This window comes from Cellulosimicrobium sp. PMB13 (assembly GCF_051294865.1).
Classification (GTDB): domain Bacteria; phylum Actinomycetota; class Actinomycetes; order Actinomycetales; family Cellulomonadaceae; genus Cellulosimicrobium.
The window spans coordinates 980207-1004285 of the sequence record NZ_CP145910.1; the positions used below are offsets into that span (position 1 = coordinate 980207).

The 24079-nt window shown below is 73.4% G+C and carries 19 protein-coding genes; 14 read left to right on the plus strand and 5 right to left on the minus strand.

The features are described from left to right. The first annotated feature begins 19 nt into the window (after positions 1-19). Complete coding sequence (locus V5D56_RS04725) at positions 20-883, plus strand: LacI family DNA-binding transcriptional regulator (protein ID WP_435737905.1); 864 nt, start codon at positions 20-22, stop codon at positions 881-883. Between the two features lie 360 nt (positions 884-1243). Continuing rightward, positions 1244-3784 carry an excinuclease ABC subunit UvrA gene (locus V5D56_RS04730; RefSeq protein WP_435737906.1) on the plus strand — a complete coding sequence of 847 codons (2541 nt, stop codon included), beginning with the start codon at positions 1244-1246 and terminating at the stop codon, positions 3782-3784. A gap of 213 nt (positions 3785-3997) precedes the next feature. Here V5D56_RS04730 and V5D56_RS04735 read toward each other — a convergent pair whose 3' ends face one another. After that, positions 3998-4636 carry an isochorismatase family protein gene (locus tag V5D56_RS04735; protein ID WP_435737907.1) on the minus strand — a complete coding sequence of 213 codons (639 nt, stop codon included), beginning with the start codon at positions 4634-4636 and terminating at the stop codon, positions 3998-4000. A gap of 110 nt (positions 4637-4746) precedes the next feature. Here V5D56_RS04735 and V5D56_RS04740 point away from each other — a divergent pair, with 110 nt between their 5' ends. From V5D56_RS04740 to V5D56_RS04760, 5 genes are all read left to right on the plus strand, one after another. Next, positions 4747-5721, plus strand: coding sequence for a GlxA family transcriptional regulator (locus V5D56_RS04740; RefSeq protein WP_435737908.1), 975 nt, complete (start codon positions 4747-4749; stop codon positions 5719-5721). Positions 5722-5868: 147 nt separating this feature from the next. After that, positions 5869-6393: a YlcI/YnfO family protein gene (locus tag V5D56_RS04745; RefSeq protein ID WP_435737909.1), complete on the plus strand. Its 525-nt coding sequence runs from the start codon at positions 5869-5871 to the stop codon at positions 6391-6393. Between the two features lie 87 nt (positions 6394-6480). After that, the gene (locus tag V5D56_RS04750; protein ID WP_435737910.1) at positions 6481-7320 is read left to right on the plus strand and encodes a DUF4097 family beta strand repeat-containing protein; all 840 of its coding nucleotides are present in this window, start codon (positions 6481-6483) and stop codon (positions 7318-7320) included. A 29-nt stretch (positions 7321-7349) separates the two neighbouring features. Then, a complete protein-coding gene (locus V5D56_RS04755; protein ID WP_435737911.1) occupies positions 7350-8171 on the plus strand; it encodes an ABC transporter ATP-binding protein in 822 nt (273 codons plus the stop codon). Next, positions 8168-8935 (plus strand): ABC transporter permease, encoded by a 768-nt coding sequence (locus V5D56_RS04760; protein WP_435737912.1) that lies wholly within the window; start codon positions 8168-8170, stop codon positions 8933-8935. Before V5D56_RS04755 ends, V5D56_RS04760 begins: the two co-directional genes overlap by 4 nt. A gap of 113 nt (positions 8936-9048) precedes the next feature. On the opposite strand, the gene V5D56_RS04765 is transcribed toward V5D56_RS04760, so the two are convergent. Next, positions 9049-9639: a TetR/AcrR family transcriptional regulator gene (locus V5D56_RS04765; protein WP_435737913.1), complete on the minus strand. Its 591-nt coding sequence runs from the start codon at positions 9637-9639 to the stop codon at positions 9049-9051. Positions 9640-9754: 115 nt separating this feature from the next. Between V5D56_RS04765 and V5D56_RS04770 the strand changes: the two genes are divergently transcribed. From V5D56_RS04770 to V5D56_RS04780, 3 genes are all read left to right on the plus strand, one after another. Next, positions 9755-10615 carry an SDR family NAD(P)-dependent oxidoreductase gene (locus V5D56_RS04770; RefSeq protein ID WP_435737914.1) on the plus strand — a complete coding sequence of 287 codons (861 nt, stop codon included), beginning with the start codon at positions 9755-9757 and terminating at the stop codon, positions 10613-10615. An 85-nt stretch (positions 10616-10700) separates the two neighbouring features. Beyond that, positions 10701-13496, plus strand: a complete 2796-nt coding sequence (locus V5D56_RS04775) for a cation-translocating P-type ATPase (RefSeq protein ID WP_435737915.1) — start codon at positions 10701-10703, stop codon at positions 13494-13496. Positions 13497-13585: 89 nt separating this feature from the next. Then, positions 13586-15106, plus strand: coding sequence for an MFS transporter (locus V5D56_RS04780; RefSeq protein WP_435738953.1), 1521 nt, complete (start codon positions 13586-13588; stop codon positions 15104-15106). A 61-nt stretch (positions 15107-15167) separates the two neighbouring features. On the opposite strand, the gene V5D56_RS04785 is transcribed toward V5D56_RS04780, so the two are convergent. Both V5D56_RS04785 and V5D56_RS04790 read right to left on the minus strand, forming a co-directional pair. Beyond that, complete coding sequence (locus tag V5D56_RS04785) at positions 15168-17861, minus strand: LuxR C-terminal-related transcriptional regulator (protein WP_435737916.1); 2694 nt, start codon at positions 17859-17861, stop codon at positions 15168-15170. Positions 17862-17916: 55 nt separating this feature from the next. After that, the gene (locus V5D56_RS04790) at positions 17917-19278 is read right to left on the minus strand and encodes a hypothetical protein (protein ID WP_435737917.1); all 1362 of its coding nucleotides are present in this window, start codon (positions 19276-19278) and stop codon (positions 17917-17919) included. A gap of 173 nt (positions 19279-19451) precedes the next feature. Here V5D56_RS04790 and V5D56_RS04795 point away from each other — a divergent pair, with 173 nt between their 5' ends. The 4 genes from V5D56_RS04795 to V5D56_RS04810 are packed head-to-tail and all read left to right on the plus strand — an operon-like array spanning position 19452 to position 23633. Beyond that, positions 19452-20360 carry a DUF6325 family protein gene (locus V5D56_RS04795; protein WP_435737918.1) on the plus strand — a complete coding sequence of 303 codons (909 nt, stop codon included), beginning with the start codon at positions 19452-19454 and terminating at the stop codon, positions 20358-20360. Between the two features lie 48 nt (positions 20361-20408). Next, on the plus strand, positions 20409-20720 hold the full coding sequence (locus tag V5D56_RS04800; RefSeq protein ID WP_435737919.1) for an SHOCT domain-containing protein: 312 nt from the start codon (positions 20409-20411) through the stop codon (positions 20718-20720). Positions 20721-20765: 45 nt separating this feature from the next. Next, positions 20766-22235: an anaerobic C4-dicarboxylate transporter family protein gene (locus V5D56_RS04805; RefSeq protein ID WP_435737920.1), complete on the plus strand. Its 1470-nt coding sequence runs from the start codon at positions 20766-20768 to the stop codon at positions 22233-22235. A gap of 42 nt (positions 22236-22277) precedes the next feature. After that, on the plus strand, positions 22278-23633 hold the full coding sequence (locus tag V5D56_RS04810; RefSeq protein WP_435737921.1) for a M20/M25/M40 family metallo-hydrolase: 1356 nt from the start codon (positions 22278-22280) through the stop codon (positions 23631-23633). A 36-nt stretch (positions 23634-23669) separates the two neighbouring features. Here the strand turns inward: V5D56_RS04810 and V5D56_RS04815 are convergent, their stop codons facing one another. Continuing rightward, positions 23670-24053 carry an SHOCT domain-containing protein gene (locus V5D56_RS04815; protein ID WP_435737922.1) on the minus strand — a complete coding sequence of 128 codons (384 nt, stop codon included), beginning with the start codon at positions 24051-24053 and terminating at the stop codon, positions 23670-23672. Positions 24054-24079 lie beyond the last annotated feature (26 nt).

Genomic DNA, 24079 nt, shown 5'->3' on the forward strand with positions numbered 1-24079 from the left:
CGGGCGGCATACTTGCGCCATGGAGCAGCCTGCAGCTCCCGGTCGCTCGACGTTGCGCGCCGGGATCGTCCAGCACCCGTCCTCCGACTCGCACGACCTCGACCCGTTCTACGACCACGTGCTCGCGGGGCTCGAGGAGACGCTCGACGCGCACGGCGCGAGCGTGTTCGTGCTGTTCGAGGAGTCGCCCGACGCGGAGCTCGAGGTGTACCGGCGCTGGGCGCACGAGTCGCTCGTGGATGCGGTGGTGCTCACCGACCTGGTCGACGGCGACGCACGGGTCGCCGCGTGCCGGCGCGCGGGGCTGCCCGCGTACGCCTTGTGCCCGGCCCCGCCCGCCGACGTGCCCGCGGTCGTGGTCGACGACGCCGACGCGATGCGTCGCGCCATCGGGTACCTCGCCGGCCTGGGCCACCGGCACGTCGCGCGCGTCAGCGGCCCGTCCGACCTGCTGCACACGCGGGCGCGTGCCGTGGCGTTCGACGAGGTGGTCGCCGCCCGAGCGTTGCGGGGGACCACGGTCGTCGGGGACTACGGGTCGGCGTCCGGCGCCGACGCCACGCGCGCGCTGCTCGGGGCCGCCGAGCGACCGACGGCGATCGTCTACGACAACGACCTCATGGCGGTGGGTGGGCTGCGGGTCGCGCGGGGTCTCGGGCTGTCGGTGCCCGACGACGTGTCCCTCCTCGCGTGGGACGACTCGGCGCACTGCCGCCTCGCGGACCCGCCGCTCTCCGCGGTGAGCCGCGACGTGCGCGGCCTGGGCGCCGAGCTCGGCGCGCTGCTGCTGCGGACGACCACGGCCGACGTCGCGGACGTGCTGCGGGCACCGGCCGCACGCGTCGTCGAGCGGGGGAGCACCGGACCGGCGCCGACGCCCTGAACAGCGCCGCACGCCGCGCGCGAGCACGAGCTGGCACCGCGGATCGGTCAGGGCGGGACGCGCCGCCACGACAGCCGAGAAGAAGCCCACGTCGCCGTGCTCGGCGGAAGCGGCGTGGGTCGGTCAGGCCCGAAGGTCGGCGAGCCATTCCGTGACGGCCCGGGTGTGAGTCCGAGAAGTCGCTGTGCGCTGTCGTCCTCGCTGATGCTCCATGAGACCGGGAACGTCTCGGGAAGCAGGATCGTGGCGATCGCGAGGGCGAGCACGCGGACCTTTGGCGTGTGACACGGCCGTGGATGCGCTCGACCTGAGCACCGGCAGGTCGCATCATGCGAGAACGACGACAGCCTGGAGGGTCGAGTGAAGACCGAGCGAACCACCGTGGTGGAGCCTGCCCCCCTGGCGATCCAGGTGCGCGGGGCCCGGGTCCACAACCTCAAGGATCTCGACATCGACGTGCCCCTGCGTCAGCTGGTGGCGATCGCCGGGGTGTCCGGGTCGGGAAAGTCCTCGCTGGCGATCGGGGTGCTCTACGCCGAGGGGTCGCGCCGCTACGTCGAGGCCCTGTCGACCTACACCCGACGCAGGATGGCCCATGCCTCGCGCGCCTCGGTGGACAGCGTCAAGCACGTACCAGCCGCTCTGGCCCTGCGGCAGCGGCCGGGGGTGCCCGGGGTGCGATCGACGTTCGGCACCTCGACGGAGCTGCTCAACGTGCTGCGTCTGATGTTCTCCCGGCTCGGGTCGCACCTGTGCCCGAACGGCCACCGCCTGGCGCCGACGATCGACGTCGCCGCGGACCTGGACCTCGTGTGCCCTGAGTGCGGAGCGGTGTTCTCCCCGCCCGGTGCCGAAGCGCTGGCCTTCAACTCCGACGGGGCATGCCCGACGTGCTCGGGGACCGGCACCGTCCGCGAGATCGATGACGACGCCCTCGTCCCCGATCCGTCGAAGACGATCGGCGACGGGGCGGTCGCGCCGTGGAGGATGTTCGGCCTGACGGTGATGCCCCAGGTCGTGGCCGAGCTCGGTGTCCGCACCGACGTGCCGTACGCCGACCTCACCGATCACGAGCGGGAGATCGTGCTCCACGGCCCGGAGGAGAAGCGCCACATCTCCGTGCCGTCGAAGAACGGCAAGCTCTTCGAGCTGAACTTCACCTACCGCAACGCGCACCTCGCCGTGCAGGAGGCCCTGGACAACGCGACCAGCGAGAAGGGCCTCGCTCGGGTGAACAGGTTCATCACGAGCCGGACGTGCCCCGAGTGCGGCGGGACGCGGCTGAGCGCCAGGGCGCGCGGCACCGAGGTCGCCGGCATCGACCTGGCGCAGGCCACGGCGAAGACGCTCGACGACGCGGTCTCCTGGGCGTCGTCGGTGGTCCCTGCCCTGCCCGCGCCCATGCACGCGATGGCTCACATGATCACCGACCAGCTCACCGAGATGGCGGGACGACTCGTCCAGCTCGGCCTCGGTTACCTCACCCTGGACCGGGCCAGCTCGACGCTGTCCACCGGAGAACGGCAGCGCGTCCACCTGGCCCGCGCGGTCCGCAACCAGACCACCGGTGTGCTGTACGTCCTCGACGAGCCCTCCATCGGTCTGCATCCCGCCAACGTCGAGGGCCTCGTCGGTGTCATGAGAGACCTTCTGTCCGACGGGAACTCCGTGGTCCTGGTCGACCACGACACCCAGGTGCTCCGTGAGGCCGACTGGCTCATCGAGATCGGCCCAGGCTCCGGAGCCGACGGCGGCGCGATCGTGACCACCGGTACCGTCCCGGAGGTCGGCGCCCGTCCCGACTCCCTGATCGGCGGCTTCCTGGTCGGGCGCGAGGGCGCAGTCGTGCGCCCGCGCGCCACCGGCGCGGAGATGTTCGACCACGGCTCCATCCGCCTCACCACGGTGCCGATCCACACGGTCCACGCCCTGGACGTCCGCATCCCGAAGGGACGGCTCACCGCCGTGACGGGGATGTCAGGGTCCGGCAAGACGACGCTCGTCCTCGAGAGCCTCGTCCCTGCCCTCCGGGCGCACGGGGCGGGCACACGCGCTCCCGCGCACGTGACCGCCCTGACCGCGGCGGGCATCTCCCGGGTCGACGTCGTCGACGCCACCCCCATCGGCACGAACGTCCGCTCCACGGTGGCGACCTACAGCGGCGTGCTCGACGACCTGCGACGCGCGTTCGCCGCCACCGACGGCGCCGTCCGGCTCGGCCTGGGCGCCGGCGACTTCTCGTACAACACCGGCACGCTGCGCTGCCCTCGGTGCGAGGGCACGGGGCAGGTCGTCCTCGACGTGCAGTTCCTGCCCGACGTCGACATCCCGTGCCCCGACTGCCGTGGCACCCGATACTCCGACCTCGGGCACGAGATCGCCCGCCCGGCTCCCGACGGCGGCGCGACCTCCCTGCCCGGCCTTCTCGCCCTGACCGTCCGGCAGGCCATCGACACCGTCGCGGACCTGCCGCGTGTGCGTCGCAAGCTGCAGACCCTCGTCGACCTCGGCCTGGGATACCTCACGCTCGGCGAGGACACCCCTGCCCTGTCGGGCGGCGAGGCCCAACGCCTCAAGCTCGCCACCGAGCTGGGCCGCGACCACTCCGAGACGCTGTTCGTGCTCGACGAGCCCAGCGTCGGCCTGCACCCCCTCGATGTCCGCGTGCTGCTCGACGTCCTCGAGCGGCTGCGCCGCCGTGGCGCCACCGTCGTCGTCATCGAGCACGACCTCGACATGATCGTCAACGCCGACCACGTGATAGACCTCGGGCCCGGAGGCGGCGCCGCGGGCGGTCGCGTCGTCGCCACGGGCACCCCCGAGCAGGTCGCCCAGGACGAGGCGAGCGTCACCGGCCGATACATCGCGCGCACCCTGGGAGCCGCGCAGCCGTCAGGCTAGAACGGGACCACGGTGCCGGACCGCGAAGACCATCTCGCTTCGGCGAACGCCGCACCTCTTCGTCCTGACCGCGACGACGTCCTCCCGCGACGGGACGTGCGACGCGTCCGACCCGCGCGAAGCCCATCGGCCGGGCCGTCCTCGTCGACACCCGCATCGTGCGAGACGGCGAACGCAGCACCGGCGGCTCGACACCTTGCTGCAGCCCCAGGCTCAGCCCTGGGCGGCGCGCTGCGCGCCCGTGACGGCGGAGGTTCCCAGGTCGCTCGTGGGCAGCGGCTCGCCGGCGGTGACGGCGTCGGACCAGGTCATGGTGTCGGCGACCGCGGCGAAGTTGGAGTGGAGCAACGTCAGCAGGGTCGTGTGCACCGTCTTGGCGTCCGCGAACCCCGCGTCGTTGGCGATGTTGATCGCCCCGGTCGCGTCGGACAGGACCTCGGCCGCCAGGCCGTGCGTCTCGGCCTCGGCGGCGGAGGCGAGGATGCAGTTGTTGGTCATGTAGCCGACGAAGGTGACGGTGTCGACCTGGTGTTCACGCAGCCACGCGAGCAGGTCCGTGCCGGCGAAGACCGTGCCGTACTCCTTGACGACCGACTTCCACGCGTCCGTCCTGCGGCTCTCGACCTCAGGGTGCAGCTCGAAGCCGTGCGTCGTCGGGTCAAACACCGGAGCGCCCTCTCCCGCCGTGTGCTGCACCGCGGCGACCGGGATCCCGGCCGCGTGGGCGGCATCGATGGCCGCGGCGATCCAGGGCAACGACTCCGTGTGCGGCGGGTACTGGATCTCGAGGGGGCCGTCGAAGTAGACCTGCTGGACGTCGACGAGGACGAGGGCGCGGCGCGGGGTGGTCATGTCGAGGTGCTCCTTGGCTCGGGGGACGCCGCCTTCGAGAGCGACTCCTCGAGTCTCCCGACCCCGAGCGGTCTCGGCCATTGGCACACGTGCATCGTTACGATGGATCCGTGCCAACCTCTGGACCGCCGCTGCGCATCGCCGTCTACGCCTTCGACGGCGTCACGATGTTCCACCTCTCCGTCCCGCAGGTCGTCTTCGACGAGGTGTCCCGGCAGGGCCTCGGCGCCTGGGAGACGGTGCTCTTCTCCGACCGCGCCGGGTCGGTCCGCACCGCGGAGGGGTACCGGATCGGCGGGGTGCAGGGCCCTGCGGCGGCCGCGGAGGCCGACGTCGTCGTCGTCCCGTCCTGGTTCGAGGACGGCCGCACCGTGGGTACGACGCTGCGACGCGTGCTCACGGGGGCCCACGACCGCGGCGCCACGGTGGCCGGGCTGTGCCTCGGGGCGGTCGCCGTCGCGGACGCGGGACTGCTCTCCGGCCGCGGCGCGGTGACGCACTGGCAGTCGATGGACATGCTGGCGAGCCGCCACCCTGACGTCACCCTGGACGCGTCGGTCCTCTACGTCGACCACGGCGACGTGCTCACCTCGGCGGGGACGGCCTCGGCGATCGACGCGTGCCTGCACCTCGTGCGCAGCCGGCTCGGCGCGGCGGCGGCCAACCAGGTGGCGCGCCACCTCGTCGTGGCGCCGCACCGCGAGGGCGGGCAGGCGCAGTACATCGAGCGGCCCGTGCCCGCGCACGCGTCCGACGACCCGGTCTCTCGCGTCGTCGCCTGGGCGCTCGAGCACCTCGGCGAGACGCTGACGGTCGAACGCCTCGCCGCCGTGGCGCACATGAGCCGGCGTACCTTCGTCCGCGCGTTCCGTGCCTCCACGGGCGCGACGCCGGCCGCCTGGGTCCGGTCGCGCCGGCTGGACGAGGCGCGCCGGCTGCTCGAGTCGACGGACCTGTCGGTCGACCAGGTCGCCGACGCGTGCGGGTTCGGCAGCACCGTGACATTGCGGCAGAGCTTCGCCACGGCCTTCGGCACGTCGCCGTCGGAGTATCGGCGCCGCTTCGACGCGCGCACTGCGGCCTAGCTCCGCGGGACGACGGGTCCTCGGAGGGCTGCTCGGCACCCGCGAGGGCGGTGCGAGCCGGGCGGTGACGTCATGCCTGACACCATGTGCAGAAATCTGACGTCAGAAGCCCTTGCCATGGTGTCACGATGGTGTCATAGTGGAGTCATGGACCTGACCAGATATGTCGACGAGCTCCAGCACCAGCTCGGCACCGCCGCTGCGGCGGGCGGGGACGAGGCGCGTGAGCTCGCCGCCCGGCTGAGCGCACCGCTCGACGCCGCCGCCCGCCTCGTCCTCCTCGAGGCGCTCTCGGACGCCGCGGGGGAGATCTCCGCGGAGCTGGCTCCCGGGTCGGTGGACGTCCGCCTGCGCGGCGGCGCCCCCGAGTTCGTCGTCAGCGCACCCGCCGTCCCCGCCGCGCCCGTCGCCACCTTCGCCCCGCCGGCCGAGGCCGCGTCGGCCCCGTCGGCGGCCGCGGACGTCGAGGGGGCCGCGACCACGCGGACCACGCTGCGCCTGCCCGACCACCTCAAGACGCAGGCCGAGGAGGCCGCCGCGCGCGACGGCGTCTCGGTCAACACGTGGCTGGTCCGCGCGGTCGCCGCCGCGCTCGAGCAGCCGTCCGGCCGCCCCTCGGCCCCGAGCCCCCAGCAGCGCGCCACCGGCCGCGTCACCGGCTGGGTGCGCTGACCTCCCGGCGGCCTCCCGCCGCCGTCCGCCACGCCGTCGCCTCCTGTCCCGTCTGACACCACCTGACACCACTCCTGGAGCCCCGTCATGCCCACTTTCCCCACCTCTCGCCCCGTCCCGGTCGTCGTGGACGTCCCGTTCGCCAACCTCCACGTCGTCGCCGCGGAGCGTGACGACGTCGTCGTCACCGTCTCGCCGACCAACGACAAGTCGGGCAGCGTGCGCGCCGCCGAGGACGTCCGGGTCGGCCGCGACGGCGACGCCGTCACCATCACCTACCCCGGGTCCTGGAAGCAGTTCGTGCTCCCCTTCGCGTCCGGCACGGCGGACATCACCGTCGAGGTCCCCGTCGGGTCCGAGCTGCGGGGCAAGACCGGCTCGCTCTACGCCGAGGGGACCCTCGCGGCCGTGGACATGACGCTCTCCGCCGGCAACGTCCGCGTGGACGACGTCGACCGCCTCACCCTCAAGGTCTCCGCCGGCTCGGTCGCCGCCCGTCGCGTCACGGGTGCCCTGGACGTGCGGGTCAGCGCCGGCTCGGTGCTCGTCGACGAGGTCGCCGGCACCGGGACGATCCGGGCCAGCAACGGGACCACCACGGTCGGCGCCGTCACGGGCTCCCTGGAGGTTCAGGGTGCCCACGCCGACATCGCCGTGAGCCGCGTGCACGGCACGCTCACCGCCAAGTCCGCCCACGCCGGCATCCGCGTCACCAGCCTCGAGTCCGGGGCCGTCACCCTCACGTCCTCCTTCGGCTCGATCGAGGTGGGCGTGCCCGCGGGCACCGCCGCCTACCTCGACGTCTCGTCGGAGAACGGCAGCGTCCGCAACCTGCTCACTCCCACCGAGGGGCCGGTCGACGACGAGGCCACCGCAGAGATCCACGCCAGCACGGGCTACGGCGACGTCGTCGTCCGCCGCCCCTGAGCCCTACCGACACCGAAGGAGAACCTCCGATGAGTACCGAACAGAGTGTCGTCCCCGCCATCCAGGTGCGGGGTGTGGAGAAGTCGTTCAAGGACCTGCGCGTGCTGCGCGGGGTGGACCTGGACGTGGCGGCGGGGAGCATCTTCGCGCTGCTGGGGTCCAACGGTGCGGGCAAGACGACGTTGGTGCGGATCGTGTCGACGCTGCTCAAGGCCGACGCGGGGACCGCGACGGTGCAGGGGTTCGACGTCGCCACGCAGGCCGGTCAGGTCCGGGAGTCGATCAGCCTGACCGGGCAGTTCGCGGCGGTCGACGAGATCCTCACCGGCCGGGAGAACCTCGTGCTGGTCGCGAAGCTGCGGCACCTGAAGAACCCGGGACAGGTCGCGGACGACCTGCTCGCGCGCTTCTCCCTGACCGACGCCGGGGCGCGCCGCGCCGGGACCTACTCCGGCGGGATGCGCCGCCGCCTGGACATCGCGATGAGCCTGATCGGTGACCCGCCGGTCATCGTGCTCGACGAGCCCACCACCGGTCTGGACCCGCAGGCCCGGATCGAGGTCTGGGACACCGTCAGGACCCTCGCGAAGAACGGCACGACCGTCCTGCTCACCACGCAGTACCTCGACGAGGCTGAACAGCTCGCCGACCGGATCGCGATCTTGCACGAGGGCACCATCATCCAGAACGGCACCCTGGCCGAGCTCAAGGCCCTGCTGCCCCCGGCGCAGGTCGAGTACGTCGAGAAGCAGCCCTCCCTCGAGGACGTCTTCCTCTCCCTCGTCGGCGCCACCGGCGCCACCCAGCCCACCGCCGCCACCACGGCCGACGCAGACAAGGAAGTCCGATGACCACCACCCACGTCCTGACCGACACCGGCGTCCTGACCGGCCGGTCCCTGCGCCACATCTCGCGCAGCCCCGACACCATCATCACGACCGCCGTCACGCCGATCGCGCTCATGCTGCTGTTCGTCTACGTCCTGGGCGGCGCGATCAACACCGGCACCGACGAGTCCTACATCAACTACATGCTGCCGGGCATCCTGCTCATCACCATCGCCTCCGGCATCGCGTACACCGCCTACCGGCTGTTCCTCGACATGCAGGGCGGCATCTTCGAACGCTTCCAGTCCATGCCCATCGCCCGCTCCAGCGTCCTGTGGGCCCACGTCCTGACCTCACTCGTCTCGAACATGATCTCAGTGGCGATCGTCGTCGCCGTCGCACTCCTCATGGGCTTCCGCACCAGCGCCTCCGTCGGCGCCTGGGCCGCCGTGATCGGCATCCTCGTCCTGTTCACCCTCGCGCTGACCTGGCTCGCCGTCATCGCCGGGCTCTCGGCCAAGACCGTCGACGGCGCCTCCGCGTTCTCCTACCCGCTGATCTTCCTGCCCTTCATCAGCTCCGCGTTCGTCCCCACCGACACCATGCCCGCCCCCGTCGCCTGGTTCGCCGAGAACCAGCCCGTCACCGCCATCGTCGACACCCTGCGCGCCCTGTTCGGCGGGCAGCCCGTCGGCAACGACATCTGGATCGCCCTCGCCTGGCTCGTGGGCATCCTCGCCGCCGCCTACATCGGCGCCAACACCATCTACCGCCGCAGGATCAGCTGACCCCGGCACCTGCACCGACCACCCCACCGCACGCGCCCACGGCGTCGTGCGGTGCGGTCGTTCCCGACGACGTGGCCCGGTCCCGAGCGCGGCGTCTCGACCCGACGCCCTGCTCAGGGGCGCATCCCGCCGAGCGCGGTCGCGACGAGCCGGTCGACGTACTCGTCCGTCAGAGGTCCGCTGCGCTGGAGCCAGCGGTTGAGCACCGGACCCCAGATCAGGTCGACGGCGAGGTCGAGGTCGAGGTGCTCAGCGAGCTGGCCGGCGTCCTGGGCGCTGCGCAGGCGTTGCCGCTTGGCCTCCTTCAGCGGCCCGTCGAGCCGCTCGTGGTACGCGTCGGCGAGCGCGGCGTCGTGCGCGACCTCGGTCGCCAGGGCACGCATCGGCTGCTCGAGGCGGGGGTCGTTCAGCTCGGCGACCGTGGCGCGCAGGACGAGGCGCAGGTCGGCGTCGAGGTCGCCGGTGTCGGGCAGCTCGGGCGGCGCGCCCTCGGCACTCTCGCTGAGCAGGAGGAACGCGTCGAGGAGGACCGCGGCCTTCGAGGGCCACCACCGGTAGATGGTCTGCTTCCCCACACCCGCCCGTGCGGCGATGCGCTCGATGCTGAGCTGGGGGTACGGCATCTCCTGCAGGAGGTCGAACGCGGCGGTGAGCACCGCGCGACGCGACGTCTCGCTCCGGCGGGCGGGGTCCGGCTTCGTCATGGCGCCACCCTACGCGAACGAGACGGAACGTCTCGTCTTGACGATCGGTGCGACCCGGGATAGCGTCTGGTTGAACGAGACGGACCGTCTCGTCTCACTTGACGAAGGAGCCTCCGTGCGACCGTCTTCCCCTGCACCCCGTACCTGGTTCATCACCGGTGCGAGCCGGGGCCTCGGCCGTGCGCTCGCCGTCGCGGCGCTCGAGCGCGGCGACCGAGTGGTGGCTGCCTCACGGACCGCCACGGTCGACGCCTTCGACCCGGCCCTCCGTGAACGCGTCCTGGCCCTGCCGCTCGACGTGACCGACCGCGACGCGGTCTGCGCCGGCGTCGAGGCCGCCGTCGAGCGCCTCGGCGGGTTCGACGTCGTGGTCAACAACGCGGGCACCCTGTCCATGGGCATGGTCGAGGAGTTCACCGAGGGCGAGGCGAGGGCCCAGCTCGAGGCCAACTTCTTCGGAGCGCTCTGGGTCACCCAGGCCGTCCTGCCGCACCTGCGTCGTCAGGGGTCGGGCCACCTCCTGCAGGTGTCGAGCATCGCCGCCCTCGCCGGCTTCGCGAGCACGGGCCTGTACAGCGCGAGCAAGTTCGCGCTCGAGGGCCTGAGCGAGGCCGTGGCCTCGGAGGCGGCGTCGTTCGGCGTCAAGGTCACGATCGTCCAGCCCGGTGGCTACTGGACCGACCTGTACTCGAGCATGACGTCGACGACGCCCCTCGACGCCTACGGCCCGCTGCGCGCCGAGCTGGAGCGCCAGTGGGCGGAGGGGTCGGTGGACAGCGACCCGCGCCTGGCCGCCGACGCGATGCTCACCCTGGTCGACAGCGACGACCCGCCGCTGCGACTCCTGCTCGGCAGCATGGTCTACGACCTGGCCCACGACGTCTCGCGCCGGCGCGCGGACGACTGGGCGGCGTGGGAGGAGGTCAGCCGGGCCGCGGAGCACGCCGTCGACGCCCCCGCCGTCGCCGCCGGATGACCCGGGCCACGGTCACCCGCGGCGGGTGAGGCCCGGGCGCCCGCCGCCTGTGACCGTGGAGCGGAGCCCCTGAGAGGAGCCCGCGATGACGGCCGCGCAGACCCCCCGACAGCAGGTCCCCGGACAGCACGTCTCCGGACAGCAGGTCTCCGGACAGCAGGCCCCGACCGAGGCCCGCACGTGGCACACCGTGCCCGCCGACGCGGTGTGCGCCGAGCTGGGCGTCGACCCGGCGGTGGGGCTGACGGCGGCCGAGGTCGCGGAGCGGCGTGCCCGGTACGGGCCGAACGCCCTGGCTGAGGAGCGCACGGAACGACCGTGGCAGGCGTTCCTGCGCCAGTACCGCGACCTCATGCAGCTCGTCCTCGTCGGCGCCGCGGTCGTGAGCATCATCGCGCTCGGCGACGTGACGACGGGCGTCGTCGTGCTCGCCCTCACCGTGCTCAACGCCCTCATGGGCCTGCACCAGGAGGGCAAGGCGGCGCAGAGCGTGGCCGCGCTGCGCGAGATGCTCGTCATGACCGCCACGGTGCGTCGCGACGGCCGCCAGGAGCAGGTGCCCGCGGAGGAGCTCGTGCCGGGCGACGTCGTGGGGTTCGAGGCGGGGAGCAAGATCCCCGCCGACGGCCGTCTGCTCGTCGCCGCGTCCCTCGAGATCGAGGAGGCGGGGCTGACGGGGGAGAGCACGCCGGTCGCCAAGGGCGTGGAGCCTGTCGCGGCCGACGACGCGCCGCTCGGCGACCGCGTCGACATGGCCTACATGAACTCGCAGGTCACGCGCGGTCGTGGCGAGATGGTCGTGACGGCCACGGGCATGACGACCGAGGTGGGACGCATCTCCGGGATGCTCAGCGGCGTCGAGCAGGACAAGTCCCCCCTGACGCGACAGCTCGACCGCATCACCGTGATCATCACGATCATGGCGGCGATCGCCCTCGTGGTCGTCGTCGTGCTCGGCCTCGCGCGGGGCGAGGACTTCGACAGCCTGTTCGTCGTCGGGATCAGCCTCGCGATCGCCGCGATCCCGACCGGCCTGCCCGCCGTCGTGACGATGCTCCTGTCGCTCGGCACGCGGCAGCTCGCCGACGAGGGCGCGATCGTCAAGCGCCTGAAGTCCGTGGAGACCCTGGGCTCGACGTCCGCGATCTGCTCGGACAAGACCGGCACGCTCACGCTCAACCAGATGACCGCGCGCCGGCTCGTGCTCGCCGGGCGACGGTTCTCGGTCGACGGCGAGGGCTACTCGACGACGGGACGCATCCTCGCGGCCGCGGGCTCGTCGGAGGTGCCGCTCGAGCCCGTCGCGCTGCCCATGGCGCTTGCCAGCGACGCGGTCGTGCGCGACGGCGAGTGCCTCGGCGACCCGACCGAGGGCGCGCTCGTGGTGCTCGCCGCGAAGGCGGGGCTGGACGTCGAGGAGACGCGCCGCGAGCACCCGCGCGTCGCCGAGGTGCCGTTCGACACCGAGTACAAGCTCATGGCGACGTTCCACGAGATCGACGGCGCCGTGCGCTCCTACGTCAAGGGCGCACCGGACGTCCTGCTCGCGCGCTCGACGCGGTACCTCACCGCGGACGGCGGCACGGCGCCGCTCGACGACGACGCCCGGGCGCTCGTCGTGCGCGAGAACGACGCGCTCGCCGGGGAGGGCATGCGCGTCCTCGCCGTCGCGCGGCGCGACGTGTCGCACGCCGACCTCCAGGGCGACCTGCTGGGGCTGGCCCAGGACCTCGAGCTGCTCGCGCTCGTCGGCATCGTCGACCCGCCGCGACGCGAGGCGCGCGACGCGATCGCCGAGTGCAAGGACGCGGGAATCCGCGTGCGGATGATCACCGGCGACCACGTCACGACGGCAGCCGCGATCGCCGGGCAGCTCGGCATCGAGGGACGCTCGCTGACCGGCGCGGAGTTCGCCGCCATGAGCGACGCCCAGCTCGAGGCGGAGGTCGGGAGCATCGGTGTCGTGGCGCGCGTGGCGCCCGAGGACAAGGTGCGGCTCGTCGACGTGCTCAAGCGGCAGGGCGAGGTCGTCGCGATGACGGGCGACGGCGTGAACGACGCGCCCGCTCTGGCCCGCGCCGACATCGGCGTGGCGATGGGCATCACCGGCACGGAGGTCACCAAGGACGCCGCGGAGATGATCCTCACCGACGACAACTTCGCGACGATCGTCAAGGCCGTCGAGGGGGGTCGCGGGCTCTACGACAACCTCATGAAGTACATCCGGTTCCAGATGGTGGTGCTCATCGGGTTCATCCTCACCTTCGTGGGTGCCGGGATCTTCACGATCGCCGCGGGGACGCCGCTCACCCCGCTCCAGATCCTGTGGATCAACTTCGCGATCGACGTGCTGCTCGCGATCGGGCTCGGCTTCGACGCGGCGTCGCCGGGGCTCATGCGCCGCCGCCCGCGACCGCCCTCCCAACCGGTCATCGGCCGGGCGCTCGGCGTGCGGCTCGCGGTGGGCGGGGTGCTGATCGCCGTCGGGACGCTCGTCGCCGTGGCGTGGGGCGAGGACCGGTACGACCTGCCGGTCGCGACGACGATGGGTCTCACCGCCATGTCGCTCCTGCACGTCGTCGCGGCGCTCGAGTGGCGGGACCCGCGCGCGAGCATCCTCTCGTTCGACACGCTCGCCAACGGCCGGTTCGTCGTGCTCCTGCTCTCCTCGCTCGGGCTGACGTTCCTCGTCACGACCCTCGACGGGCTCGAGCGGATCTTCGGGACGGTGAGCCTCGACGGCGAGCAGTGGGGGGTGTGCGCGCTCGTCGCGCTCGCGTTCCTCGTGCTGGTCGAGCTCGGCAAGCTCGTCCTGCGGCACGTGTCGCCGCAGCCGTCGGCCGACGCGCACGTCGCGGCGGCCGGTCTGCCGGGGGCCTGACCGTGGCGGACCAGGGGGCGGGGGGCGGCGCACCGGCCGGACCGGAGTCGTCGCAGGGGGTCGACCGGCGCCTCGCGGTGCTGCTCGCGATGGCGATGTTCGTGCTCGTCGTCGACACGTCGTTCATGAACGTGTCGATCTCGGCCGTGGTCCGCGACCTGGGGACGACGGTGAGCGGCGTCCAGACGGCCATCGCGCTCGAGGCGCTCGTCTCCGCGGCGTTCATCCTCCTCGGGAGCAAGGTCGGCGACCTCGTGGGCCGGCGGCGCGCGTACGTGGTCGGCCTCGTCGGGTACGGCATCGGTGCGGTCGCGATGATGCTCGCGCAGAGCCTGGTCGCGGTCGTCATCTTCTGGTCCGTGGTCGGCGGTCTCGGTGCCGCGCTCCTCCTGCCGTCGATGCAGGCGCTCGTGCACGGGAGCTTCGAGGGCACCGCGCGGACCAAGGTCTACGCGCTCGTCGGGGCGTCCGCGTCGGTGGCGGCCGCGGTCGGGCCGCTCCTCGGGGGGTTCATCACGACCTACCTGTCGTGGCGGGTCGCGTTCGGGCTCGAGGCCGTGGTGATCGTCGTCGTGCTCGCAGGCATCCGGCTCGTGCACGACGTGCCGTTCACGGGGGACCGGTCGGTCGACGTCGTCGGGGCCGTGCTCTCCGTGCTGGGCATGGGAGGCGTCGTGCTCGGCGTCCTCGTGTGGCAGGAGGGCGGCGAGGCGGTGGGCATCCTCGTCGCGGTCGGCGTCCTGGCGCTCGTCGGTCTCGCACGCTGGGTGCTGCGCCGCGAGCGCCGGGGCGTGGCCCCGCTGGTCGACCCCGGCCTGTTCCGCTCGCCCCCGTTCCGGCTCGGCGTGTCGCAGCAGACGCTGCAGCAGGTCGCGCTCGGCGGCGCGATGATCGCGCTGCCCGTGTTCCTCCAGATGGCGCTGGGGTACGACGCGATGCTCGCCGGGCTGTCGCTCGCTCCGCTCTCGCTCAGCATGTTCGCCGCGGCGATCGTCGCGGGCCGCCGGGCGGGACGACGGCGCCCGGCCACGATCGTCCTGGCGGGCTTCTCGCTCCTCGTGGTCGGGGTCGCCGCGCTCCTGCCGGTGGTCCCGCGCGCGACCTCCGGGTGGTACCTCGCGGTCCCGCTCGTCGTCGCGGGCTGCGGGCTCGGGCTCCTCGTCTCCCAGCTCAACGCCTTCACGCTCTCGCCGATCCCCGAGGAGCGCGTAGGGGAGGCCGCGGGCGTGAACTCGGCCGCGGGCTCGTTCGGGCTGTCGCTCGGCCTGGCGCTCGCGGGAGCCGTCATGCTCGCGTCGCTCGCGAGCGGGTTCACGGCGCAGGCGCAGGACAGCCTCGTGCTGCCGCCCGAGGACAAGGCGCAGGTGAGCCAGGTCCTCGAGGAGGACGCCGAGGTGATGAGCGACGCCCAGCTCGTCGAGCTGCTGGCCGACGAGCCGGCGGCCGTGCGCGAGGAGATCCTGCGGATCAACGACGACGTGCGGGCCCGGGCGCTGCAGGTGGCCCTCCTCGTGCCGCTCGCTGCCGGGCTCCTCGGCGTGGCGCAGTCGTTCCGGATGCGGCGGCTGCCCGACCCGGTACCGGGGACGACCGCGGTCACGCTGGGCTGACGCGCGCCCGTGCCGCGGTGGGCGGCGGGACCGGTCGGTCGAGCGCGGCGGGGCGACCCGGTCAGGGCAGGATGCCGAGCTCGCGGCCGCGGCGGACGGCCTCGCGGCGGGACCCGACGCCGAGCTTGCGGTAGAGAGCCTTGAGGTGCGCCTTGACGGTGTTGACGGAGACGAAGAAGTCCTCGGCGATCTCGACGTTGCTCTCCATCGTCGGCAGGACCGCGAGGATCGAGAGCTCGCGCTCGGTGAGGGGCTCGGCCAGAGGTGCGGGCTCGGGGCGGTCGTCGTGCGGCAGGTGTGCGCGCAGACGCTCGGAGAGCGCGTCGCCCCGGTGGGCGACCGCGCGGGCCAGGGCAGGGAGCAGCTCCGGCGAGCCGACCGTGAGGAACGGTCGGACGAGCCCCTCGCCGGCGGCGAGACCGAGCGCGCGGTCCAGTGCGTCGTCGGCTCGGCGGGTCCCCGCGTGCGCGAGGGCGGAGGCCTCGACGAGCGCGGCCTCGACCCGCACGAGGTCGTCCTGGACGGCCTGCTCGTCCGTGCCGCTGCCGAGCTCCTGGAGTGCCGCACCGGTCCTTCCGGCGGCGAGGTGCAGACGCGCGCGGCAGACCGCCGCGAGCGCTGCCGACCCGAGGCTCTCGCCGTCAGCGCGCGACGGCGGGAGCGGCCCGCTCGGTCCGACGGCGCCCGGCGTCTCGAGCAGCCGCACCTCCGTCGTGGCGCGCACCCAGAGGTCCGCCAGCACGGCGGGGACGGGCGCGCCGCCGAGAGCGCGATCGGCGGCCACGAGCGCCTGCCGGGCCGAACGGCCGTGCCCGCGGGACGCGGCGAGCAGCGACTGGACCAGGTGCGCGGCCGCCTCCGACGCCGGTTCGCGTCCACCGCCGTCGACGGAGAGTGCGTGCACGAGCGCGCTGTCGAGCCCGTCGTCGTGAGCACGAAGGTACTGCGCCCAGACCAGCGCCACGTGTGCGGCCCGGGCCTGGACGTGCGTCTCCCAGCCGCTCGTCCGGGCCGCGTCCACCGCCGCGCGGGCGAGCGTCTCGCCGTCGGCCAGCCGACCGCGGGCGACCTCCAGCAGGGCGACGGCCCCCTGCGCCTCGAGGTCGACGAGCCGTCGCGCGCCGTCGACGACTCCCGCGGTGTCCGGGGAGCGTGTCGTGGGAGCCCGGACGGGGTCGAGGTCCGACGGGACGGCGCACCACGCGAGCGCGGCCGTGCGCTGTGCGAGCGCCAGGCGACGGTACGTCTCGAGCGCGGGGAACGGGAAGGGGACGGCGGCGGCGGCGGCCAGGGCCGCTCCCGCGCTGGTCGCCTGGCGTCGCACGTCCCCCAGGGAGCGGGCCACGGACGCCTCCAGGAGCCCGAGCAGGACCACGGCGGGGGCGACGGGGTCGACGGTCCCGTCGCCGACCAGACGGCGCGCGCGCGCGACGTGGTGGTCCGCCGCCTCGAACCGGTCGTCGACGAGCGCGAGCGAGCCCGCGCACAGGTGCAGCGCGACGTCCGGCGGGAGGTCCGCGAACGGCACGCTGCGCAGCACCTCGGCCACCGCCTGGCGGTGCGGCCCGACGAGATGGACCGCGGCGCCCTCGACGAAGACCGTGCCCGCGAGCTCCCAGTCCTCGGCCGCGACGGCGTGCTCGAGGGCGCGCAGCGGGTCGCCGTGGCGGACGAGCCAGCGGGCGGCGGCCCGGTGGGCGGCCGGCACCGCGCCGGGGTCCTCGAGGCGCAGCTCGCTCTGCAGCATCTCGCGGAGGAGAGGGTGGTAGCGATACCACCGGCGCTGGTCGCCCAGTGCGGTGACGAACCCGTCCGACTCGGCCAGCTCGGGCAGGAGGCGTCCGGCAGGTGCCCCGGGATCCAGGGTCTCCGCGAGCTCCACGCACACCGTCGTGGCGACGCTGGTGCGCAGCAGGAACTGCCGCACCACCGGGTCCCGCCGCCCGAGCACCTCGGTCAGCAGGAACTCGGCCGCCGAACGTTCCGCGCGGGCACGGCCCGTCGCGTCGGGGGCGGCCTCGACCCGGAGCCGGACGCCGACGGCCCACCCGCCCGTCTCCGTGAGGAGGTGCTCCACCTCGTGGGCTGGGAGCGCGCGACCGTGCAGGGCGCCGAGCGCGGCGACCGCGGTCGCGTCGAAGGCGAGGTCCGAGGCGGCGAGCTCGACGACCTCGCCCTGCCCGCGGAGGCGCTCCAGGTGGAAGAGAGGGTCGATACGGGTGAGCACGACGACGTGCAGGGGCAGCGGGTAGCGCAGCAGGTCGTCGACCGTGCTGGACACGTCCGCGGTGGCGAGGTGGTGGACGTCGTCCAGCACGAGGACGACAGGTTCGGGCAGCTCCTCGATGCCGCGCAGGATGCGCCGGAGCAGTGCCGCCGACATCCGGGAGGGCACGGTGATCGCCGCGAGCGGGTGGCCCGCCGGCACGGCGCCGGCTTCTCGGAGCGCCGCCAGGACGTCGGACCAGAACGCGGTCGGCGTGTCGTCGAACGGCTCGAGCGTCAGCCAGGCGACGCGCGGACCGGGTCGCGACCGGGCCCAGGCCGCGACCGTCGTCGTCTTGCCCCAGCCGGGACCGGCGGAGACGAGCGTCAGGCGGCGGGAGCCCGCGTCGTCGAGCCGGGCCTCGATGCCGGGTCGGCGGACCGTGGACGGTGGCGGTGCGGGGATCGTCGTCCGGGCGCGCAGCGACCCGGAGGCGACCGGGACGCGTGGCACCACCTCCGGCTCGGCACGTGGCTTGACCGAGGCCATGACAGGAGGCTACGCCCGTGGCACGCTTCGCGCCCGGGGCGTCCTCGCTCGCCGGTCAGGCCGGCGGGAGGGGTGGGACGGGTGCGGGACGGGCGAGGAGCTCGACGAGGAGGAGGACCACGCCGGCGACCACGGCCGTCCCCACGACGAGGGCGGGCGTCGGCTGACCGGCGAGGAGGAGGACCAGCGCGCCGAGCGCGACGACGACGACGCGGACGAAGGTCTTGTGCCGGGCGAGCCAGTCGCCCACCGGACCCGACGTGACGCCGCGGTTCGCCGCCCAGGCCCGGCCCGAGTCCCCGATGCGCGCGAGTCCCGTCCGCAGGCTCCGCGCGGAGGCGCTCGACCCGCCCAGGTAGGCGGCGAGCGCGACGACGAGGCCCAGCACGCCGACCGTGCGCAGCGTGAGGCGCAGGAACGAGACCACCTGGTCGAACACGATCTCGGCGGCGTCCAGCCTCGCCACCTGCCCGCTCAGCGCGTTCAGGTAGAGGCCGCGGGCGACCGCGAGCCCGATGCCGAGCACGACCATCGCCGCCGCGAGCGCGAGTCCCGCGACGACGAGGGCGCGCAGGCGGTGCGTCGCGACGAGGACCCCCGCCGCGAGCAGGCCCAGTGCGACCCACGGGAGCCAGGTCGTGAGCACCACGAGCTGCGCGTAGCGGTTCTGGAGCTGCACGAGCTGGGTCGTCTGGACGATCGTGAAGCTCGCGTTGATCTCGGGGATGTTCGCGGCGACGTCGAGCCCACGGTCGACGAGCCGTTGCTTGAGGATCTCGATCATCCCCGAGAGCTGGATCGACAGCTGCCCGTCCGCCCCGACCTGCAGCACCTGGCCGTCCTCGCCCCGCATGACGGCGACGAGCTGCTGGTGCGCGACGCGGTTCGCCTGCACCCACGCCTCCTCGAACGCGTCGCTCTGGACGACCCGGTCGGCGGCGCTGCGCACGAACGACTCGACGCCGCTCGTCAGGGGCGCCTCGAGCGCGCTGAGGGCGCGTGTGGCACGAGGAGCGATGTCGTTCTCCTCGAGCCCGCCGACGACGTCGTCGAGCAGGGCGCTCACGTCGATCCGTGACATGACCGCCTCGGTGAGCCGGCCCGCGACCGCGGACTGCACGACCGGGTCGCTCGCCAGCGGGCCGACCGTCTCCACGTAGCGCTCGGTGTCGGTGAGCTCGCGCTGGGCCCACGCAGCCACGGCGCCCGCGGGGGCGAGGAGGGCGCCGAGCGTGATGAGGACGACGCACGCCACGGCGCGCAGGCGGTGCGGCCGGGCACCCTCGGGGCGGAGCGGTGGTCGTCCTGCCGGGGCCCCGACCTCCGCGGTCGCGAGCCGGCGCCGCAGGGCGGCGTTCTCGCGCTCGAGCGCGGCGAGCCGTTCCTCGACGGACCCGTCGTCGTGCGAGCCGTCCATGCGCGTTCCTCCCGGGTGGCGGCGCTCGGCGGCCGCGCCCTCCACTGTGCGGCAGGGACGCGTGCGCGCTCCTCACCCGTCGAGGGTAGTCGGGACGAGGCACCCCCGTCGGGTGATCCGCCGGGCCGGTGGCGCACGGATCCTGGCACCACGCGCGAGGTCGGGAGAGCGACGTGACGGGAACGACGCGGGTAGAGCTGACCGTGGTGGGGTCTGTCGACGTGCCCGACGCGGACCTCGCGGAGCTCGGTGTTCGTCGGGCGACGGCCTGCACGCTCCTCGAGGCGACGGTGCGCGACCAGGCGGCGCTGTACGGGCTGCTCCAGCGGCTCGCCTCGCTCGGTCTCGACCTGCTGGAGCTGCGCACCGCGGCGGCGGGCGCACCCGCCGAGGTCGAGGTCGTCGTGCGCGGACCGGTGGGCCCGCTGGTGCAGGAGATGCTGCGCGGCGTCAGCCGGTCGATGCCCGCCACGGTCACGTCCTACCGCGTCCGCGACACGGACCTCGCCGGCCTGCTCGCCGCGGTCGACGGCGCCCCCTCACCCACGGAGGGTGAGGACACGCCGGGCCGCAGCATCGACGGTGGTGCCAGGAGGGCCCGTCCGGGTCCGCAGAGCGTCGTGACGACGGGAGTGGAACCGATGGAGCGAGACGTGGACGAGATGGGGCCGATCGACTTCCTCGTCGTGGAGTTTCCCGAGAACCGGCTCGACGGCGAGGCCCTGCCGCTCCTCGTCGAGCTCGTGGACCGCGGGATCATCCGCGTCCTCGACCTGGCGTTCGTCGAGAAGAACAGCGCCGGCGAGGTGTCGGGCATCGAGCTGCACGACCTCGACGCGACCGGGGACTTCGACGTCTCGGTGTTCGAGGGCGCGTCGTCGGGCCTGCTCGGCGACGACGACCTCGAGCAGGCCGGGGCCGCCCTGGAGCCGGGCAGCGCCGCGGGCGTGCTCGTGTACGAGAACCTGTGGGCCGCACCCTTCGCCTCGGCACTGCGCCGCGGAGGAGGGTCGGTCGTCGCCGGTGGGAGGATCCCCGTGCAGTCGATCGTCGCCGCGCTCGACGCCGTCGAGAGCCGCTGACCACCGCGGGCATCGCCCGTACCGAGAGAGTCGAGAGAGGAGCACGCCGTGGGACTGATCCGAGGTGTCGCCCGGACGGCCGTCGTCGCGGGGACGGCGAGCGCCGTCTCCGGGCGCGTGCAGCGCCGTCAGCAGGGTCGCTGGGCCGCGCAGGACGCCCAGAACGCGCAGCCGGCGTACGCCGAGCCGCAGTACGCACCGCCACCGCCGCAGTACGCGGCGCCCCCGCCCGCGGCCCCGGCCGGCGACGACATGGACGCGAAGCTGGCGCAGCTGCGCGAGCTCGCCGGACTGCGCGACCAGGGCGTCCTCACCCCGGCGGAGTTCGACGCCCAGAAGGCACGCATCCTCAGCGCCTGACGTCCGTCCCGGACACCCAGGCGTGGCCGACAAGGAGGTCGGGTCGTGGACGTTCTCTTCGTGCTCGAGGCCCTGGTGGTGCTCGGGGCGATCGTGATGGGTACCCGGTCGGGCGGCGTCGGGGTCGGGCTGTGGGGCGGACTGGGTACCGCCGTCCTCGTCTTCGTCTTCGGGGAGGCGCCCGGTGAGCCGCCGGCCGCCGCCCTGGCGATCATCCTCGCGGTGGTCACGGCGGCCGCCCTCATGCAGGCGGCCGGCGGCATCGACTGGATGGTCGCCATGGCCGCGCGGATCATCGAGCGCCATCCCCGCCAGATCACCGTCATCGCACCGCTCACGGCCTTCGCGTTCTGCGTCGGGGCCGGCACCGGCAACATCATCTACCCCCTGCTGCCCGTCATCTACGACGTGTCCTACCGGAACAACATCCGCCCGTCCCGTCCCCTGACCGTCACGGTCGTCCAGTCGGGCATAGCGCTCGCCGCGTCGCCGGTCTCGGCCGCGATGGCGGCGATGCTCACGCTCACGGACGTCGCACCGTACGACCTCGGGCTCACCCAGATCCTCGCCATTACCGTGCCTGCGTGCGTCGTCGGCATCGTGGTGACGGCGCTCGTCGTGAACCGGACCGGCAAGGAGCTCGACGAGGACCCCGAGGTGCTCGCGAAGATCGCCGCCGGCGAGCTGGAGGCCCCCTCCGCGGTCGGGGTGCCGGCCACGCCCCCCGCGCGCGCCGCCGTGGGGGCGGGCGGTGACGCGCCCACCGTGCCGACCGTGCCGGGTCCTTCCGGTGGGACGGCGGACGCCCTCGACGGGCCGGCCGCGCCCGTGTCGATCGCCTCGACCCTGACGTACACGAGCCGCGGGCGGAACTCGGCGCTCGCCTTCCTCGCCGGGGTGCTCGCCATCGTCCTGCTCGGCCTCTTCCCCGGGCTGCGTCCCGCGTTCGAGGTGCCCGAGGAGGGGATGGTCCCGATCGACATGACGACCACCATCGTCCTCGTGATGTTCGTCGTCGGCGTCGCGATCCTGTTCCTGGGGAGGCCGAAGGTCGACGAGGTGCCGGACCAGTCGGTCTTCAAGGCAGGGATGATCTCGGCGATCGCGCTGTTCGGGATCGCCTGGCTCACGGCGACGTTCATCACCGCGCACGAAGAGCTGATCGTCAGCACCATCGGAGCCTGGGTGACCGACTGGCGGTTCATCTTCGCGCTGGCCGTCTTCCTCGTCGCCGCCCTGACCACGAGCCAGTCGACGGCGACCCGCACGATCGTCCCGATCGGCCTCGCCGCCGGGCTGTCGCCGGGGCTGGTGACCGGCATGTGGGCCGGTGCGCTCGGCGGCGTGTACACGCTCCCGGCCAACGGCACCCAGATCGCCGCCGCCAACTTCGACCTCTCGGGGACCACGAAGCTCGGCACCAAGCTGCTCGACCACAGCTTCTTCGTCCCGATGCTCGTCCTGTCGGTGACGACGATCGTCGTGGGCGCGCTCATCGGCGCGATCTTCTTCTGACGGCCGGCCGACGACGGCCGGCCCCGGTGACGGGAGCATCCCATGGAGAACGACGACGTCGCGGCGCGCGCCGCCGCCCTCATGCCGTCCCTGCTGGAGTCCCTCACGGAGCTCGTGGCGATCCCCTCGGTCGCGTTCCCCGGCTACCCGGCGGAGCCGGTCGAGGAGATGGCGCGCACCACGCTCCGGATGCTCCACGAGGCCGGTGCGACCGACGCGCGGCTGATGGACGTGCCGTCCGGGTACCCGCCGATCTACGGCGAGATCCCGGGACCGCCGGGCTCACCCGTCGTCGTCCTGTACGCCCACTACGACGTCCAGCCCGCGCCCCCCGAGCAGGGCTGGACGACGGACCCGTGGCGTCCCGCGACGCGTCCCGACGGCCGCGTGAGCGGACGTGGTTCCGCCGACGACAAGGGCGGCATCGTCTGTCACCTCGGCACCCTGCGGCTCCTCGCCGACCGGCCCCCGTGCACGCTCCGGATCGTCCTGGAGGGCATGGAGGAGACCGAGAGCAACCTCGAGGCCTTCGTCGTGGCCCACCCCGACCTGTTCGAGTGCGACGCGTTCGTCGTGTGCGACATGGGCAACCTCCGGGTCGGGGAACCCGTCCTCACGACGGCGCTGCGGGGCGACGTCGCGTGCGTCGTGACCGTGAGCACGCTGCAGCACCCGCTGCACTCCGGGATCTTCGGCGGGCCCGCCCCCGACGCCATGATGGCCCTGGCACGGCTCCTCGCGACGCTCCAGGACGACGACGGGGACGTCGCCGTCGCCGGGGTGACGTCGCGGGCGTGGGACGGGGAGGGCATCACCGCCGAGGAGTTCCTCGCGAGCGCCGACCTGCTCGACGGCGTCGGGCTCGTGGGGACCGGCCCCGTCGGTGACCGGCTCTGGACGAAGCCGTCGATCAACGCGATCGGCGTCGACACCACCGGCATCGCCGGGTCGTCGAACGTGCTCATCCCGCGGGCGTCCGCGAAGATCTCGATGCGCATCGTCCCGGGTGCCGACCCCGACCACGAGCTCGACGCGCTCGTCGCCCACCTCGAGTCCCACGCCCCCTGGGGCGCCCGCGTCGAGGTTCAGCGCACCAAGGCCGCCCCGCCGTTCGACTGCCGCACCGACGGGCCGGCGTACGCCGCGGCGCGGGCGGCGCTCGCGGACGCCTACGGCGTCGAGCCCGGGGTCGTGGGGAGCGGCGGTTCCATCCCGCTCCTACGCACCCTCGCGGGCGTGGCGCCCGGCGCCGAGTTCGTCCTCTGGGGGCCCGAGGACGTCGCAGGGGCGCGGATCCATGCGTCCGACGAGAGCGTGGACCCTCGCGAGATCGAGCGGATGGTCGTGGCCCAGGTGCGGTTCCTCCAGCGGTACGCGGAGGCGCAGGAGCCCGCGTAGCCACCGGTCGCCGGGACTACGCGGGCACCGACCCCGCTACGCGAGCGCCTTGGCCTTGAGTGTGGTGAACTCGGCCGCGTCGATGGCGCCCGCGTCGTAGAGCGCCTTGGCGTCCGCGATCTCGCCGGCGGCCGACTTCCCGCTCCCGGCCGTGGCCCGGACGTAGTCGTCCATGATCTGCTTGCGCGCACGGTCCTCCTCGGCGTGGCGTTCGGCCATGCCCCGTCCGCGCGCGATGAGGTAGATCAGGGCGCTGAGGTACGGCACGAGGATGAGGGCCACGACCCACACCGCCTTCCACCAGCCGCTGAGGGCCTTGTCGCGGAACAGGTCCCCCAGGATCTGAAAGAGGATGATCAGGTAGGCGATGAAGAAGAACCACCACACCATGAGCCAGAACCAGCTCCAGAAGTCGTCCACGGTGCACCCCTCGTCTCGGGGTCACG